General features: G+C 66.0%; 14 protein-coding genes. 7 read left to right on the forward strand and 7 right to left on the reverse strand.

Translation table 11 applies throughout. From position 1 onward, the window contains the following. Positions 1–41: 41 nt before the first annotated feature. Together ACHMXB_RS01000 and ACHMXB_RS01005 are read right to left on the reverse strand one after the other, a co-directional pair. Entirely contained in the window at positions 42–1,487 is a 1,446-nt protein-coding gene (locus ACHMXB_RS01000) for an SLC13 family permease (RefSeq protein WP_395401981.1), read from the reverse strand. A 29-nt stretch (positions 1,488–1,516) separates the two neighbouring features. Beyond that, the gene (locus ACHMXB_RS01005; protein ID WP_395401983.1) at positions 1,517–2,635 is read right to left on the reverse strand and encodes a PrpF domain-containing protein; all 1,119 of its coding nucleotides are present in this window, start codon (positions 2,633–2,635) and stop codon (positions 1,517–1,519) included. A 221-nt stretch (positions 2,636–2,856) separates the two neighbouring features. Here ACHMXB_RS01005 and ACHMXB_RS01010 point away from each other — a divergent pair, with 221 nt between their 5' ends. Then, on the forward strand, positions 2,857–3,816 hold the full coding sequence (locus ACHMXB_RS01010; RefSeq protein ID WP_395401985.1) for a LysR substrate-binding domain-containing protein: 960 nt from the start codon (positions 2,857–2,859) through the stop codon (positions 3,814–3,816). 71 nt (positions 3,817–3,887) lie between these two features. On the opposite strand, the gene ACHMXB_RS01015 is transcribed toward ACHMXB_RS01010, so the two are convergent. After that, the gene (locus ACHMXB_RS01015; protein WP_395401987.1) at positions 3,888–4,361 is read right to left on the reverse strand and encodes a DUF4383 domain-containing protein; all 474 of its coding nucleotides are present in this window, start codon (positions 4,359–4,361) and stop codon (positions 3,888–3,890) included. 345 nt (positions 4,362–4,706) lie between these two features. On the opposite strand from ACHMXB_RS01015, the gene ACHMXB_RS01020 reads away from it, so the two are divergent. Further along, positions 4,707–6,989, forward strand: coding sequence for a phytase (locus ACHMXB_RS01020; protein ID WP_395401989.1), 2,283 nt, complete (start codon positions 4,707–4,709; stop codon positions 6,987–6,989). A 34-nt stretch (positions 6,990–7,023) separates the two neighbouring features. Here ACHMXB_RS01020 and ACHMXB_RS01025 read toward each other — a convergent pair whose 3' ends face one another. Next, on the reverse strand, positions 7,024–7,770 hold the full coding sequence (locus tag ACHMXB_RS01025; protein WP_395401991.1) for a DUF2306 domain-containing protein: 747 nt from the start codon (positions 7,768–7,770) through the stop codon (positions 7,024–7,026). Positions 7,771–7,779: 9 nt separating this feature from the next. Further along, a complete protein-coding gene (locus ACHMXB_RS01030) occupies positions 7,780–8,841 on the reverse strand; it encodes an NAD(P)-dependent alcohol dehydrogenase (RefSeq protein ID WP_395401993.1) in 1,062 nt (353 codons plus the stop codon). A 114-nt stretch (positions 8,842–8,955) separates the two neighbouring features. On the opposite strand from ACHMXB_RS01030, the gene ACHMXB_RS01035 reads away from it, so the two are divergent. Together ACHMXB_RS01035 and ACHMXB_RS01040 are read left to right on the forward strand one after the other, a co-directional pair. After that, positions 8,956–9,690, forward strand: a complete 735-nt coding sequence (locus tag ACHMXB_RS01035; RefSeq protein ID WP_395401995.1) for a TetR/AcrR family transcriptional regulator — start codon at positions 8,956–8,958, stop codon at positions 9,688–9,690. Between the two features lie 170 nt (positions 9,691–9,860). Further along, positions 9,861–10,958, forward strand: coding sequence for a TerC family protein (locus ACHMXB_RS01040; protein ID WP_395401997.1), 1,098 nt, complete (start codon positions 9,861–9,863; stop codon positions 10,956–10,958). 69 nt (positions 10,959–11,027) lie between these two features. On the opposite strand, the gene ACHMXB_RS01045 is transcribed toward ACHMXB_RS01040, so the two are convergent. Further along, the gene (locus ACHMXB_RS01045; protein WP_395401999.1) at positions 11,028–11,957 is read right to left on the reverse strand and encodes an NADP-dependent oxidoreductase; all 930 of its coding nucleotides are present in this window, start codon (positions 11,955–11,957) and stop codon (positions 11,028–11,030) included. Positions 11,958–12,050: 93 nt separating this feature from the next. After that, on the reverse strand, positions 12,051–12,854 hold the full coding sequence (locus ACHMXB_RS01050; RefSeq protein ID WP_395402001.1) for a FadR/GntR family transcriptional regulator: 804 nt from the start codon (positions 12,852–12,854) through the stop codon (positions 12,051–12,053). A gap of 96 nt (positions 12,855–12,950) precedes the next feature. Between ACHMXB_RS01050 and ACHMXB_RS01055 the strand changes: the two genes are divergently transcribed. The 3 genes from ACHMXB_RS01055 to ACHMXB_RS01065 are packed head-to-tail and all read left to right on the forward strand — an operon-like array spanning position 12,951 to position 16,017. After that, positions 12,951–13,829 carry a carbon-nitrogen hydrolase family protein gene (locus tag ACHMXB_RS01055; protein ID WP_395402003.1) on the forward strand — a complete coding sequence of 293 codons (879 nt, stop codon included), beginning with the start codon at positions 12,951–12,953 and terminating at the stop codon, positions 13,827–13,829. A gap of 10 nt (positions 13,830–13,839) precedes the next feature. Next, positions 13,840–15,189 (forward strand): APC family permease, encoded by a 1,350-nt coding sequence (locus ACHMXB_RS01060; RefSeq protein ID WP_395402005.1) that lies wholly within the window; start codon positions 13,840–13,842, stop codon positions 15,187–15,189. A gap of 45 nt (positions 15,190–15,234) precedes the next feature. Beyond that, on the forward strand, positions 15,235–16,017 hold the full coding sequence (locus tag ACHMXB_RS01065) for a carbon-nitrogen hydrolase family protein (protein ID WP_395402007.1): 783 nt from the start codon (positions 15,235–15,237) through the stop codon (positions 16,015–16,017). The last annotated feature ends 36 nt before the right edge of the window (positions 16,018–16,053 follow it).

The raw sequence follows: 16,053 nt of genomic DNA on the forward strand, positions 1-16,053 counted from the left end.
CCGACGGGCAGCAACCCTTGGGTGTTCCATCCGGGAGTGGATCACATGATGCCGGTGGGTACCAGCAGGGCCCAGGCCAGGGCCGGAGCCGCGAGGACCACGCCGCCGGCGTACATCATGAGCTGCTTGTAGACGCGCTGGCGGTCGTTGTCGCGGGCGTTGGCGACCACGAGGGCGCCGTCGGTGGAGAAGGGGGAGACGTCCACCACGGTGGCCGCGATGGCCAGTGCTGCGACGGTTCCGGAGGCGCTCAGCGAACTGGTGGCCAGCAGCGGACCGGCCATGGGGATGAAGGCGGTGAGCAGTGCCGTGGAGGAGGCGAAGGCGGATCCGACGCCGATGACGTAGCAGAGGACGAGGGCGATCAGGAGCGGTGCTCCCAGGGCGAGGGCCATCTCCGCGAGGGTGTCGATGACGCCGACGTGCTGGAGCAGTGAGACGTAGGTGATCATGCCTGCCACCAGCAGGACGGTGGACCAGGAAACGCCGCCGATGAAGGTCTTGTGTTCCTTGATGTTGACGAAGGCCAGGAGGAGGCCGGCGGAGAGGGCAACGAAGCCGATGGGCATGTGGAACCCGAGGGTGCAGACGAGGATCGCAGCGATCAGTGCGAGCGTGAAGATCTGCTGGCCCTGGGGACGTCCGGCGCGGGGCGTTTCCAGGCCGGCGTACTCGTTGGCGTGCTTGTCGCGCAGCTTGCCGAGGAGGGCGAACACCACGATGGTCAGGGCCGAAAGGATGAAATTGAGCGCGAAGCTCGCCGTGAACAGCGCGCCCTGCTCGATGGGGAATCCGTTTTTCACCGAGATGTCATGCACCAGCACACCGGCGACGGACAGCGGGGAGAAACCGCCGGCGTGGGCTCCGTTGATGACGAACGCGCCCATGAGGACCGGGTGGATGCGGGATTCGTAGGCAAGTCCCAGTGCTGCCGGGGCCAGGAGTGCGACGGCGGCCGGGGAGAAGGTGCCCAGTGCCGTCAGCGCGGCAGCCAGGAGGAAGAACACCCACGGGAGAAGCATGGTTTTGCCCCTGACCAGGCGGACGCAGGTCTGGACGATGATGTCGATGGACCCGTTCCGCTGGGCCATGCTGAAGAAGTAGGTGACGCCAATGATCGTCAGGACGATGCTGGCCGGGAAGTCCGCGAGGATCTCCTTGTCGCTCATTCCGAGCATGAAGTAGCCGACGCCGAAGGAGGAAACCAGCCCCATCACGCCGATGTTCAGCGGCCATTTGGTGGCGACGACGAACATCACGACGAGGATGACGAGCGGGATGATCTGGGTGGCTGTCATGGTCGGCTCCGATTCCGAGGCCGCCGCGGGGCTGAACATCACACCCCCGAACAGGAGGGCGGCCAGACCCAGAATAGCGGTGGCGACCACCGTCATCAGCAGGATACGGCGGCGACGGTTGGGACGCGGGGAGCGGTCGTCGAAGGTGTCGGTGTCCAGGAGTGCTGTTTGTTCTTCAGTCTTAGTCATGATGCTGTCTCCTCGTTGAGTGGCGCTGGTCAGTTGGTGGCGCTGGCGAAGGAGGCGTCGACGGCGCTGCCGAGGGCCTCGGGGAGGTGGATGGTGGTGGTGGCGATGGTGCGGGCGGTCCTGTCGACGCCGACCAGCAGCGAACCGTCCCGTTCCTCACTCCAGGTTTCGATCACGCCGGCCGGAGTCTGCAGCCGCAGGGTGGGGCGAACCGTGCTGCCGGTGATGTCGTTAAGCACAGTGCCCGGGGTGCGGGCCGCGAGGGTCAGCGCGATGCTGCCGGTGATGGCGAGCGCCGGGTGGGGCTTGCCCATCGAGAGCATCATGACGCTGACGTCGCTTTCCGAGTCTGCCTGGGCCGGTGAAGCTGCGATCGCCACCTTGGGGACGGCACGCGCCGCCTCGGCCGTGGTGGCTGCGAGCCCCATCCGCACTGCCGCCTGGCGACGGATGTGCTCCAGCGTCTCGAGCTGCAGCTCTACCCCGGCGGACCAGCTGCTGTAGCGCTCCGGGTCAAGGCCCAGGTCCTCAGCCCGGAGAATGACTACCGGTGCTCCGGCGTCGACCATGGAGACGGTCCAGCGGGTTCCGCCGGCCGTGAGGGTGTCTGAGGCTGAACCTGTTGGAAGCAGTTGGCCGGTGGTTTTGCCGGCTGGATCCTGGAAGCCCAGCCCCACCCGGTACCCGGGGAACGGGACGCCGGGCATCTGGGCCTGCGGAACGATGGGCAGGGCACCGGACGGCGTGGACACCCGCTGGATGATGATCTGGCCGGTGTTGGTGTTGCGGGTGACGATGCGGGTGACGTCGCCGGTGGGCACCACCCAGCCCTTTTCGATGGCGTACAGGCCCACCACTGCCGAGCAGTTGCCGCAGTTGCTGCCCCAGTCCACAGCGGCCTCTTCGATGCTTACCTGGGCGAAGGTGAACTCGACATCAACGTCATCGTCCGCGGGGCGGTGAAGGATCATCGCTTTGCTGGTGGTGGAGGTCGCCCCGCCAACGCCATCGATCTGCCGGTGGTCCGGGCTGCCGAACAGCCGGGGAAGCAGCACATCCGGGCTGGTTCCCGTCTCGCCCAGCTGTCCGGTTTCGAAGACCCAGCACTTGCTGGTGCCTCCGCGCATCCACTCCGCTTCGATCTTCATGATCCCATTCCTTGCTTCTCGTACAGCCCGAAATGTTCGGAGCCTTGATTCGAGATTGAGCCAGATCACACTTGAAGACAATGTTGGATTTCTGTCCGTCTATGTAGCATTCCTTCATTCACTGAGATCCAGAGGCTTGCGGCCCGGTAAACACGCCCTTCGGCGTTCGAACCGAGCCGCCATATCCTGCGAGTAGAGTGCCGGGTGCATAGAATGAACCGTTGGAGGAGAAGGGTGAAGAAGTGGTTAACGATGAAGCCCAAGATTTATTTGATATCCGGCGGCTGGCTCTGCTGGTAGAGGTTGTCGAGCAGGGATCGATCACCGCTGCAGCGGAGCTGATGCTGTACACGCCCTCTGCGGTCTCCCAGCAGCTGCGCAAGCTCGAGCAGGAAGTCGGCCAGCCGCTCCTTAACCGGCGGTCCCGCGGGGTGGTCCCCACGGAGGCCGGCCAGGTGCTCGCCGGCCACGCCCGCAAAATCGTCGGGCAGATGCGCGCCGCCCAGTCCGACCTGGACCAGATCGCCGGGCTTAAACGCGGGTCCCTGACCGTCGGGACTTTTCCGACCCTCGCCGGGTCCTTCATGCCGATAGTCATCCGGGCCTTCAAGAAGAGGTACCCGGCCATTGGCCTGTCCCTGCGGAGCGCCCGCTTCGAAGAACTGGTTTCGGACCTGCAGTCAGGGGTAACCGGGCTGTGCCTCCTGTGGGACTACCCCTGGAACCGCTTCCATGACGATTCCATCCGCATCACCGAGGTCTTCCAGGAAAGCACGGTCCTGCTGGTGTCGCGCGGGCACCCCCTTGCGGACCGGGACGAGATCCGCATGGAAGAGCTCCGCAAGGAATCGTGGATCGTGCGCGCCGAGGCCCACCCCGTGGTGGAGGTGCTGCAGCGCTCCGCCCACGCGGCTGGGTTCGAGCCCACCATTGGCTTCCTCGCCAACGACTACCAGGAGGCCCAGGCGATGGTGAGCGTCGGGATGGGCGTGGCCATGGTGCCCAAGACCGCTGTGGCCCTGCAGCACCCTGACGTCCGGGTCATCAGCCTCGGTTCCGCCGCGCCCTTGCGGCGCGTACTGCTGGCCCAGCGCCAGGACAAGGTCTACGCCCCGGCCGAGGTGGCTTTCCACTCCACCTTGCTGGAAATCGCCCGCGAACATGCCGGCGACTACCTGTAGCAAACGTGACGAAAGCCGCCCCCAAAGGGGACGGCCGCCGTCGTTGGTTAGTTCAGGACCGTGGGTCCGCGCTATGGCGTTGCGGTTCCCCTCGTCCGGTCCATGGCATCCCTGCCGAGCCAGAGGCCCAGGCCGACCATGGCGAGGCCGAGGATCAGGTGCAGCCAGTTGTCGGCAGTGTTGAACGGGACGAAGTTGGCGCTCCCGTCCATGTCGATGACCAAGCCATAGATCCACAGAACGATGTAGACGATGCCGCCGCCAAGCAAGAACCAGCGGGCCGACGAAGCGGTTCGGGCCATTGCAATGCCGGCCGCGCCGAACAGCAGGTGGACGATGTTGTGCAGCACGGACACCTGGAATACGCCAAGCAGCATTGCCCCGGAGTCATATCCGGCAAAGCTCATGGCGCCGTAGTTGGTGGTAATTCCCGGGATGAACCCGAGGATACCGACCAGCAGGAAAACCACACCAAGACCCATGGCGGTGTTGTGAAGGGACAACCCCATGGCGTGGTGGTGTGCGGGGTGTGAAGCGGTTGTCATTAGTCTCCCTTTCACGGTGACTGCCGGTTCTTCAGGTGGAGAACCGGCTCGCGGCAAGGAGTCGCAGGAATCCTGCCGACGCCCATAGCCTACTCCTGAAAACCGCGCGTGGGCAGTTTCCCGCACCCCCATCCTCGGGGTGCCCCACCCGGTGGCTTCAAGGTTTTTCCAAGGAGGCTTGGAAGAATCTTTTATCTCCCGGTGGCCCCGCGGTCATCGCGGTCCTTGAACTGTGGCGGTGCTTTTGTTCTCTCCGCCAGGTGCATTCGCGTCCGTCTGCACCTCAAGCGACTCTCGCACACGTCGTCGCCGCCCGGGTGCGGCATCAAAAAATTGGGGCCAGACATGACACTCAAATCGAAGCTTGCTGCCGTGCTGACGTCGGCTGGACTGCTTGCCGGGCTACTTGTGGGGCTCACCGCTCCGGTGGCGAGTGCGGCGGTAGTGCCGGTGAGCGCAACGGTCGAAACTGCCCCGATACACGGATCAGGGGATGCCGCGGACGATCCTGCCATATGGATCCATCCCACCGACCCCTCGCGGAGCACCATCATCGGTACGGACAAGAGCACGGACGGGCACGGTCTTGTCGTTTATGATCTGTCGGGACGGGAGCTGTTCTACTACCCGGACGGGCGGATGAACAATGTCGATGTCCGCTACAACTTCCCCCTCGGCAGCAGCCGCGTCGGCCTGGTCGGTGTCACGAACCGCGTACGGAGCCTTGACTTCTACAAGGTCAACGAGTCGGACCGCTCGCTGACGAAGGTCGGCAGCTTCGCACCCACGGCCAACATCGCCACGCCCCGCGGGTTCTCCTTCTACCACTCCCCGGATACCGGCAAGTACTTCGCTTATGTCACGGATATCGGCAAGGTCGAGCAGTGGGAGCTTGACGGTTCCACCGGATCAGTGACCGGCCGGCTTGTACGCAGCTGGACGGTGAGCGGCCCGGCCCACACTGAGGGCCTGGTAGCCGACGATGAGATGAAGCGGATCTACATCGCGCAGGAGGACATCGGCGGAATCTGGCGCTACGGCGCCGAGCCCGGGGACCCAACCGCCGGGACGAAAGTCGTCAGCACCACCGAGGTCGGCGGCGATATTGTCCAGGACATCAAGGGCATCAGCATCTACTACGGCAGCGGTGGTGCCGGTTACCTGCTGGCCGCAAGCCAGGGCGGCAACCGATTCCATGTCTATGCCCGCGACGACAACCGGCCACTGGGAGCCTTCAACATCCCGGCCGCGAACGGGATCGATGCGGTCACCGGCATGGACGGGATCGACGTCACCAACTTCGGCGTCGGCGGGCCCTTCCCGCAGGGCTTCTTCGTCACTCAGGACACCGCCAACGACACCGGGAGGCAAAATTTCAAGGCGGTGCCGTGGCAGTCCATCGCTGCCGCCTACGCACCGGCGTTGCTGGTCGATGCGGCCTATGACCCGCGCAAGATCGGGGCCGCGCCGGGCACTCCCGCTCCGCCTGACACCACGATCACAGGCCAGCCGGCCAACCCGACGACCTCGACGTCGGCGCAGTTCAGCTTCACCTCGACCTCCGCCGGCGCGACCTTCGCGTGCTCGCTCGACTCGGCAGCATTCGTCAGCTGCACCAGTCCGGCGTCGTACACGGGACTGTCCAGCGGCTCGCACACCTTCCAGGTTCGAGCCTCTGACCAGAATGGTGTTGACCCGGCCCCCGCCAGCTACACGTGGACCGTGGACACGGCGCCCCCGGGCGGGGACACCACACCTCCGGACACGACGATCACGTCGGGACCCCCTGCCACTTCGACGTCGACCAGCGCCTCGTTCGCGTTCACCTCAAATGAAGCCAATTCGACGTTCCAGTGCAGCCTGGACGGTGCGGCGCGCACCGCGTGCACCTCACCCCAGAGCTACACCGGGCTGTCCGCCGGAACCCACACCTTTTCTGTCTGGGCCACCGACGCGGCCGGCAACACCGACACGACAGCAGCGACGCAGAGCTGGACCATCAGCACCAGCGGCACGGGCAGCACCATCGTCCGGGCGTCGGTGAGCCAAGCGACGAACAGCACGGCGGCCACCACGCTCACGATCCCCAAGCCGGCCAATGTGGTCCAGGGCGACCTGCTGGTCAGCTGCGTCGCCCTCAGCGGCGGCACCATCGGCACAACTGGTGCCCCGGCCGGTTGGACGCGGCTGGCGGCGGTGACCAGCATCGCAAACCCGAAAGTCTACGGGTACTACAAGGTGGCCACCACAACCGAGCCGGCCAGCTATGCCTGGACGACAACCTCGACGACGAGCGGAGGCGGCATCGCGAGGTACTCGGGAGCCTCGGGGCTGGACACGGCCGCCACGTCTGCGTCGGGCGCGGCAGCCTCCTCGGGCACCGTTCCAGCAGTGACCACCACCACCGCGAACGCGATGCTCGTCGGATGCATGAGCGTCAACTCCAGCTCGGTTACCCTGACTTCGCCGGCCGGGATGGCGCAGGCAGTGGAGACGGGTGCACGCCGCTTCGAGCTTGCCGACGGCACCCAAGCGGCCGCGGGACCGAGCGGGACGAAGAGCTGGACGTTCAGCGCCGCCCGCGAGTGGGCCGGCTGGCTGGTTGCGCTTCGGCCGAAGACCCCGTAACCGGTCTCGCGCTCGCAGGTATTTGTGGAGGTATTTATCGCTCAGGGAAGGTTGTCGCCGCCCGGTCGGCCCGGGTTGGCGGTGCCTTCCTGTTGCTCCGGGCCCGGCGGCGGATGACGTATTCGGCCACGGTCAGATTGATCATCCAGGCTGCCCCCATGAGGACGGCCCGGGTTGTCACGTCGGGCGGCCCGGTCAGCAGCTCGGGGATGATGAGGATGATGCCCTGTGTTCCCGCCGCAATTCCGATGGCGTAAGCCCGCGTCATCCAGGCGCCGTGTTTGGCGAAGTCCCGGCGGGTGATGGCAAGGACCCCGAGGATCAGGCTCACCAGCATGGCGCTGCCGAAGACCAGCCGGAGGATAAGCAGGAGGAGCCCGTCGCTGGGTGGCAGCGCGTAGAACAGGGCCATCCACAGTCCGGACAGGGCCACCAGGAATCCCGCGGGTATCAGGATACGTCCCGCCGTGCGGTGCCAGCTGCGCCCGCCCCGGTGCAGGGATGGGGTGAATTGGAAAGCCCCCAGGAGGGAGTAAACGGTGACGCTGACGATGTGCGTAACCACCGGGACGGGGGAGGTGAAGAACCTCTCGTTCCTGGGGGTGATGGTGGCGCCGCCGGTCAGTTCGGTGAGGCGTGCCGCGCCGGCGATCAAGGGGATGAGGGTGAGGAAGATCAGGCCCGCCGGCACCAGCCAGCGATGCCGAGGTCCTCGTCGGGAGCCGGGCCTGTGGTTGCCGGGGCCCAGAGCTTGAGCGGCAGTGTTTTCGGTGGCGTTCACGGGAATCTCCTATTCGCCGGCGACGCGGAGGAGGACGTTTCCCTTTTTGCGTCCGGCATCCACATAGCGGTGCGCCTCGATGATCTCGGGAAGGGCGTAGGTCCGGTCAATGACGGCCCTGTATCCGCCCGCTTCCGCGAGGCGGACGAGCCATGCGAGGTCCTCGGCGGTGTACCTGAGCTTCAAGTCGCCGGCGGTGACCAGTTTTCCGCTTCTGCGGCTGTTGGCGGACGCCTGGAGAATCCCTTTCAGATCGGCGACGACGAGAAGCAGTTTGCCGCCCGCGTTCAGGCAGTTGGATACCCGGCTGAAGGGAGCATTGCCGACGCAGTCCACGATCACGTCGTAGCTGCGGTCCCCGGCGGCAAAGTCCTGAGCGGTGTAGTCGATCACCCGGTCGGCACCCAGAAAGGTCACCAGATCCCGGTTTTCGTTGCTGCAGACGGCAGTGACATGGGCTCCCAGGTTCTTGGCGAGCTGCACCGCGGCTGTGCCCACGGCACCGGAGGCGCCGTTGACGAGGACGGCGTCGCCGGGCTTGACGTGAGCGCTGGCCAGGAAGCCACAGGCCGTGAGGCCAGCGAAAACGATCGTGACTGCCTCTTCGAAACCCATGGTCCGTGGTTTGGCCGTGATGGCTGCGTCCTGGGCGACCGTGACGTATTCGGCATGGCCGCCGAATTTTGCCCCGAGCATGGCGACCACCTCGTCACCTGCCCGGAACTTGCTCACGGCGGATCCGGTGGCTTCGACCACGCCGGCGACGTCCATACCCAGAACCCGGTTCCGTGGCCTGAAGATGCCGAGTCCGAGGGCCGTCGGGACTTTCAGACCCGCGGGGACAGTGCGGCTGCGGGCGCGGTGGTCGGCGGCGCTGACCGTGCTGGCGCGGACCTTGATGAGGACCTCGTCCGGACGCGGGGACGGTTGCGGGATTTCCTCGATCCGGACCACTTCGGGTGCACCGAACCGGCGGTGGGTAGCCGCTCGCATGGTGCCCGCCGAGTGACTGGGGCTGCCTGCGTCAGTGGGACGCCGGCCGAGATCAGTGCTTGACTGCCGTGCCTTCATGGGAAGCTCCTTGAACCCCATTGGTGTACGACGTACACCTTCATGCAAAGGAGAATAAAGTGTACGCAGTACACCTGTCAATGGCGTAAATTTGACTTGGCGAAAGGATGGTTCGTGACCCAGCAGATTGAAGGGCGGCGCCGGGTGCGGCTGAACCGAGACCGTGTGCTGCAGGCTGCCGTTTCACTGGCAGACGAGGCTGGAATCGACGAGCTCAGCATGCGCAGGCTCGGACAGGAGTTGGGCGTGGTGCCCATGGCGCTCTACAAACACGTCGCCAACAAGGAGGAGCTCCTCGACGGCATGGTCGAGGCAATCATCTCCGAGATCGACACTGCGGTAGGCGGCGCCGACTGGAAGAAAGCCGTCAAGCTGAGGGTGCTGTCGGCCAGGGCTGTGCTCCAGCGGCACAGGTGGGCCCGGCAGGTCCTGGAATCACGAACCAACCAGACCCACGCCGTCCTCGGCTACATGGACTCCTTCATCGCCATGTTTCTGGCCGGCGGCTTCTCAGTGGACCTCACCCATCACGTCATGCACGCCATGGGCAGCCGCATCTGGGGTTTCACCCAGGAGCTGTTCGATGACGGCCCGGGTGGGGGAGCCGCCGTTGAGGTGTCACCCGAAGTGCAGGCTGCAGTCTTCGAGCAGATGGCGGCACGCTATCCGAACATCTTTCAGGTGGCTACCGCAGCGAGCCATGATGAAGGCTCTGTTGTGGGCCGTGGCTGCGACGACCAGTTTGAGTTTGAATTTGCGCTCGACCTGCTCCTGGACGGCTTCGAACGCCTCCACCGGCAGGGCTGGACATCGCGGCAGGCCAAAAAGCAGCAACGGAACGAAGGCTGAGGCCTCGCCCGTTAATCAGTTACGATTTAACCCATCAAGGGGAGTACTCCCGTCAGCGAGTGGCCCGTCAATACGGATGCAGCGACGCATCCCGGGCCGCCGGCTCCGGTTCAACCGGGCGGAGGAGACCTTGGCGTACATGTCAACGCCTACCCCTTGGAGCGCCCACCATGCAGGTAACCCCTCTGGTATGGATCATCACCATCGCCGTGACCATCCTGTTCTTCGTCTACGAGTTCTTCGCTCACGTCCGCAAACCCCACGAACCGTCAATCGGTGAATCGGCGCGCTGGTCGGCTTTTTACATCGGACTCGCGCTGCTGTTCGGCGTCGGGATAGGAGCGGTGTCGGGCTGGACGTTCGGCGGCGAGTACTTCGCCGGTTACCTCACCGAAAAAGCCCTGTCCGTCGACAACCTGTTCGTCTTCCTCATCGTGATGACGGGGTTCGCTGTGCCCAGGAAGTTCCAGCAGAAGGTGCTGATGGTGGGCATCATCATCGCCCTCATCCTGCGCGGCGGCTTCATCGCCATCGGGGCCACGCTGATTGAGAACTTCTCCTGGGTGTTCTACATCTTCGGCGCCCTGCTACTCTTCCTCGCGTACCGGCAGGCCTTCGGCGGCCATGACGCCAACCCGGCCGACGGCAGGTTCATGAAACTTGTGCGCCGCGTCCTGCCGGTCACCCCGGACTACCACGGGGACAGGCTCACTGTGAACCTGGACGGCAAGCGGGTGGTGACGCCGATGCTCCTCACCATCATTGCCATCGGCTTCGTGGACCTGATCTTCGCGGTCGACTCGATTCCCGCAATCTACGGCCTGACGAGCGAGGCGTATATCGTCTTCACCGCCAACGCTTTCGCCCTGATGGGCCTGCGGCAGCTGTTCTTCCTCATCGGAGGACTGCTGGAACGCCTGGTGTACCTCGCGCAGGGCCTGGCCGTCATCCTGGCGTTCATCGGTGTGAAGCTGGTCTTCCACGCCCTGCACGTCAACGAGGTGTCCTTCATCAACGGTGGCCAGCCGCTCCTGTGGGTGCCTGAGATCCCCATCTGGTTCTCGCTGCTCTTTATCGCTGCCGCCATCCTGGTGGCCACGGCGGCCAGCCTGGTCAAGACCCGCAGCGGCAGGGTTGGCGACGGCGGCGAGGATGGCCCCGGTGACAGAGCGGTCCAGGACCACACCTCCGCGGCTGCCGTGGCGTACCAGGATGCGGACGCTGGCGTGGGTGAGGACACGGACAGCACGGCCCGCAGCGGCCGGTAGCCTCCGGCCGGCTACCCACGCAGGATGTACGACGGCGGCACCAGGGCTTAGGTGCCGCCGTCGTCCGGATCAGGAATCCTGGTCCACGGCAACGACGATCTTGCCGCGGGTATGTCCCTCCATGTTGGACCGGAAGGCATCCGCGGCCTTTTCCAGCGGGAAGACTTCGGCAACTTCAACACGGATTTTCCGGCTGTCCACCAAGTCGGCCAGTTCCTGCAGGTCGGCACCCACGGGGCTGACCCACATCCAGGTGCCGCCATGCTTCTCCGCTTCACTGTCCGCGATCGAAGCATGCCGGCCCCCTTCGGCCAGCACCGCCAGCGTTGCTTCGAGGTTTCCGCCCACGAAATCTGCAACGACGTCCACGCCGTCAGGGCGCAGCGTGCGCACGCGCGCTGCGAGCCCGTCCCCGTAGGCAACCGGCTTGGCGCCCAGGGAGCGGAGGAAGTCGTGGTTCTTCTCCGAGGCGGTGGCAATGACGCTGGCGCCCCTGGCTACGGCGATCTGGATGCCAAGCGATCCCACGCCCCCGGAGCCACCGTGGATCAGAACAGTTTCGCCCGCCGTCAGGCCCAACCGGTTGAGGACCTGGTAGGCGGTCAGCCCGGCCAGGGGCAGGCCCGCCGATTCATTCCATCCCAGCGAGGCAGGCTTCCGCGCCAAGACCCGCTCCGGCAGCGCGATGTACTCGGCAAAACTTCCGCCGTGGACGTAATCCTTGCGGCCGTAGGCAATGACCTCGTCGCCGGGCTTGAACTGCCGGGCATCAATGCCTGCCGACTCCACGACCCCCGCCACGTCCCAGCCGGGGATCGCGGGAAACTCCAGGTCCATTGCCGCGTCCAGGTAGCCGGCCATGATCTTCCAGTCCACCGGGTTCACTGCCGCTGCCTTGACCCTGACCAGGACCATTCCGGGCCCGACTTTGGGCATCGGCTGATCGCCGTATTCGAGGACGTCCGGGTTTCCGTATGTGCTGTAAGTGATTGCCTTCATGTTTGCCACAACCGCGTGGCCGGACTTCGCTATTCCGGATCCGGACAGGAAGTGTCGTATCGCACCGGGCGGCAGACCGGGCATCTGGGTGGTTCAGTGCGCAGGTTGGGATCCACCCCGTGCCAGCCCCATGAACATGGTGCGGTGCAGGATGTCCACGTGCTTCCGGGAGATCTCGACGGCGGTGTCCCCGTCTCCGGCGCGCAGCGCCGCCACCAGCGCCACATGGTCGCAGTTCGACTTGTGCAGCAGCTCTATGGGGTACGGGATGAAGTAGGCGTAGAGCTCGGCCAGCGTCTCGTGATAGACCCCGACGGCGGTCCCCAAGCAGGAGGCTGTGCCGACCAGCTGGTGGAACTGCTCGTCCGCCTGGTGATAGGCGGACCAGTCGGTTGAGTCGGCCATCTCCCGGGTCAGCCGCTCCAGCTCGTCCAGCTGTTCGCCCGTTGCGTTGACGGCCGCGTAATGGGTCACCGCGCATTCGAACAACAGTCGCCGGTCCACCAGCCGGTTCACGGCCTGGGACTCGGCAGGCGACGCCGTCAGTTCGGCCAGCACCTGACGCGGGGGATCGTCCGCCACGAACGTTCCCCCGGCCCGGCCGCGGCGGCGCACCACCACGCCCTGGTCCGCGAGGCTCGCCAGTGCCCGCCGGGCCGTGATCGGGCTGACGGACAGGCCCAGCGCCACGTCCTCCTGGTCGGGCAGGCGCTCGCCGGGTTTCAGCAGCCCCAGTGATATCGCCATGCCGATGCGCAGCCGCACGGCGTCGATGGCACTCCGGCGGTCGATGCCGGCCAGCGCCCCGGAACCGATGCGGGAGGCATCAGTGCGGGAAGCGCCGGCGTCGCTGCCGGGAGAGGCGGGGGAGGCGCTGTCCTCCAACTGACGGGTCATATCCGCTACTTTACGGCCCATCCGCAGCCCCTTCCCATAATTGGATCATTCTGATCTAATATTATCCGGATCACACCCCAACCCGGAGACAAACCCATGCCACGCATCCTTCCCCTCGTCGCAGCCCAGGCCCGGCCCCGGCTCATCGGCGAACCCGTTTCGGCCTTCGCGGACGAGGTCACGGCTGCCCTCAAGGCCAAGCCGGACAGCAAACTCGTGGTCTTCCCGGAGCTCCACCTCTTCGGCGACGGCACCCCGGACCGGCAGCGCACCGAAGCGCTGCAGGACTCCGCCGAACCTCTGGACGGGCCAAGAATCAAGGAACTGCAGCAGCTCGCCGCGGACCTGGGCATCTGGCTGGTCCCCGGCAGCGTCTGCGAGCGCGGCCCGGAAGGCCAGCTCTTCAACACCCAGCTGGTCCTTTCGCCGGAGGGAGAGCTGGCAGGCTACTACCGGAAGATCTTCCCCTGGCGCCCGTTCGAGCCCTACGACCCCGGCGACCGGTTCACCACCGTGGACCTGGCCGGGATCGGCAGGGTGGGCCTGAACATCTGCTACGACGCCTGGTACCCGGAGGTCTCCCGCCAGCTCGCCTGGATGGGCGCCGAGGTGATCCTCAACGTCGTCAAGACCACCACCCCGGACCGGCGCCAGGAGCTGGTGCTGGCGAAGGCGAACGCCATCGTCAACCAGGTGTTCGTGGTCAGCGTCAACTGCGCCGGCCCCACCGGCCAAGGCAGGAGCATCATCGTCGATCCCGAGGGCAACACCATCGCCGAAGCCGGGGAGGACGCACCGGTGCTGCTCACAGCGGACCTGGACCTGGCCGCCGTCGGGCACGTCCGCACCCACGGGACGGAGAACCTCAACCGTCCCTGGTCCCAGTTCCGGGACGGCGAGGCCGCCGTCGAACTGCCCGTCTACCAGGGCCGGATCAATCCGCTGACCTGGACGCCCCCTACTTTCAACGCTTAAGGAACCACCCGTGACTACAACCCTGACCCGCACGCTGAAGCTGCCGTCGCTGGTGCTGTTCGGCCTGGCGTACCTGACCCCGCTGATTGTCCTGGCCATCTTCGGCCTGATCGCCGAGACCACGGGCGGGGCGGCGCCGTCGGCGTACCTCGTGGCGATGGTGGCCATGCTGTTCACGGCCCACAGCTACGGCCGGATGGCGGTGGCCTACCCGGTGGCCGGCTCCGCCTACACGTACGTGCGCAAGTCCATCGATCCGCGGGTGGGCTTCCTGGTGGGCTGGGCGATCCTGCTGGACTACCTGTTCCTGCCCATGGTGATCTGGCTGATCGGCGCCTCCTACCTGAGCGCGCAGTTCCCGGGAGTGCCCATGTGGCTGTGGATTGTCGGGTTCATCCTCATCACCACGGTCCTGAACATCCTGGGCATCAAGGTGGCGGACAAGGCGAACTACGTGCTGATGGCGTTCCAGCTGCTGGTGATCGTGTTCTTCGTGGCGCTGGCCATCGGCAACGTGGTGTCCGCCTCCGGCGCGGGCGGCCTGGCCAGCACGGAGCCGTTCTTCAACGGCACGTCCAGCTTCGCCACCATCTCCGCCGGCGCGGCCATCGCGGCATACTCGTTCCTCGGGTTCGACGCCGTCACCACGCTCACCGAGGAAACCGTGGACCCGCGCCGCAACGTGCCGCGCGCCATCATGCTCATCGCGCTGGTCGGCGGCGGTATCTTCGTGGCCGTCTCCTACGTCACCCAGCTGGTGCACCCGGGCGGCGTGTTCGAGGACTCGGCCTCGGCGGCCAGCGCCATCGCGCTGCAGATCGGCGGGCAGGTCTTCGGCGCGGTGTTCCTCGCCGGGCTGGTGGTGGCGCAGTTCGCCTCCGGCCTCGCCGCGCAGGCCAGCGCCTCCCGCCTGATCTACGCCATGGGCCGCGACTCGGTCCTGCCGAAGGCCATCTTCGGCCGGCTCAGTGCGAAGTTCCACACGCCGGTGGTGAACCTGGTGATCACCGGCGTCGTGGGCCTGATCGCGATCTTCCTGGACGTGGCCACGTCCACGTCGTTCATCAACTTCGGTGCCTTCACCGCCTTCACGCTGGTCAACGTGTCCGTGGTGTTCCACTACGTGCGCCGGCGCCGTGCGGGGGAGCAGCTGAACGCCGTCTCCTACGTTTTGGTTCCGGCGGTGGGCGCCATCGTCTGCGCGTACCTGCTCTCCCAGCTGGACAGCAACGCCATTACGCTGGGACTGAGCTGGCTCGCGCTGGGCATTGTGGTCCTGGCGCTGATCACGCGCGGCTTCCGTGCCGCGCCGCCGGAGATGACGACGACGGAGAAGGCCACGGTGCAGGCCGCCGCGTAGCGTCGGGGTGCTTTAGGTTCTGGGATTCATTGGGAAGGGGCGGGCGTGAAGATAGCCCTCGGGCAGCTGGAGTCCGGCACGGACGTCGCGGCGAACCTGGCCGCGATCGACCGGTTCGCCGCGTCCGCCGCCGGCGACGGCGCCATGCTGGTGGCCTTCCCCGAGTACGCCACGTACGAGAAGAAGATCGTGGACGCCTCGTTCCCGGCGGCGGCCGAGCCGATGGACGGCCCCGTCTGCAGGGAACTCGGGGCCACCGCGGTCCGGCACGGCATCGCGCTCGTGGCCGGTGTGGTGGAAACCTCCGATGAGGAGGGTCGGGCGTACAACACCCTGGTGGCCTTCGGCCCGGACGGTGCGCGGCTGGCCGTGTACCGGAAGATCCACCTGTTCGACGCGCAGGGCTTCGGGGAGTCGACGTACATCAAACCGGGACCGTCCACCGAGCCCGTGGTGTTCGAGGCTGGGGGAGCGCGGTTCGGGCTCATGACCTGCTACGATCTGCGGTTCCCGGAACTGGCCCGGTCCCTGGCCGACGCGGGCGCTCAAGTGCTGCTGGTCTGCTCGTCGTGGGTGCCGGGCACGCACAAGACGGAGCAGTGGCTGGCGCTGAATGCCGCCCGTGCGATCGAGAACAGCGTGTACGTGGCGGGCGTCTGCCAAGCCCCGCCGGTGTCCGTGGGCCGCAGCCTGCTGGTGGATCCGATGGGGTATGTCGAGGCGGATCTTGGGCTGGAGCCGGGCGTGCGGGCGGTGGAGGTTGCGCTTTCTACTGTGGCGCGGGCTAAGGAGCAGTTTCCGATGTTCCGGCAGCGGCGGCTGGGGTAGGGGTTTGGGGGCAGGTGTAGCCCCGTAAACAAGAAG

Origin of the sequence: Arthrobacter sp. UC242_113 (genome assembly GCF_044054585.1) — a bacterium.
Taxonomy (GTDB): domain Bacteria; phylum Actinomycetota; class Actinomycetes; order Actinomycetales; family Micrococcaceae; genus Arthrobacter.

What these genes read in the sequence shown, in the direction of transcription:
- ACHMXB_RS01000 (WP_395401981.1), bottom strand. Translation starts at nt 1,487, where the DNA reads ATGACTAAGACTGAAGAACAAACAGCACTCCTGGACACCGACACCTTC.
- ACHMXB_RS01005 (WP_395401983.1), bottom strand. Translation starts at nt 2,635, where the DNA reads ATGAAGATCGAAGCGGAGTGGATGCGCGGAGGCACCAGCAAGTGCTGG.
- ACHMXB_RS01020 (WP_395401989.1), top strand. Translation starts at nt 4,707, where the DNA reads ATGACACTCAAATCGAAGCTTGCTGCCGTGCTGACGTCGGCTGGACTG.
- ACHMXB_RS01050 (WP_395402001.1), bottom strand. Translation starts at nt 12,854, where the DNA reads ATGACCCGTCAGTTGGAGGACAGCGCCTCCCCCGCCTCTCCCGGCAGC.
- ACHMXB_RS01015 (WP_395401987.1), bottom strand. Translation starts at nt 4,361, where the DNA reads ATGACAACCGCTTCACACCCCGCACACCACCACGCCATGGGGTTGTCC.
- ACHMXB_RS01045 (WP_395401999.1), bottom strand. Translation starts at nt 11,957, where the DNA reads ATGAAGGCAATCACTTACAGCACATACGGAAACCCGGACGTCCTCGAA.
- ACHMXB_RS01030 (WP_395401993.1), bottom strand. Translation starts at nt 8,841, where the DNA reads ATGAAGGCACGGCAGTCAAGCACTGATCTCGGCCGGCGTCCCACTGAC.
- ACHMXB_RS01040 (WP_395401997.1), top strand. Translation starts at nt 9,861, where the DNA reads ATGCAGGTAACCCCTCTGGTATGGATCATCACCATCGCCGTGACCATC.
- ACHMXB_RS01055 (WP_395402003.1), top strand. Translation starts at nt 12,951, where the DNA reads ATGCCACGCATCCTTCCCCTCGTCGCAGCCCAGGCCCGGCCCCGGCTC.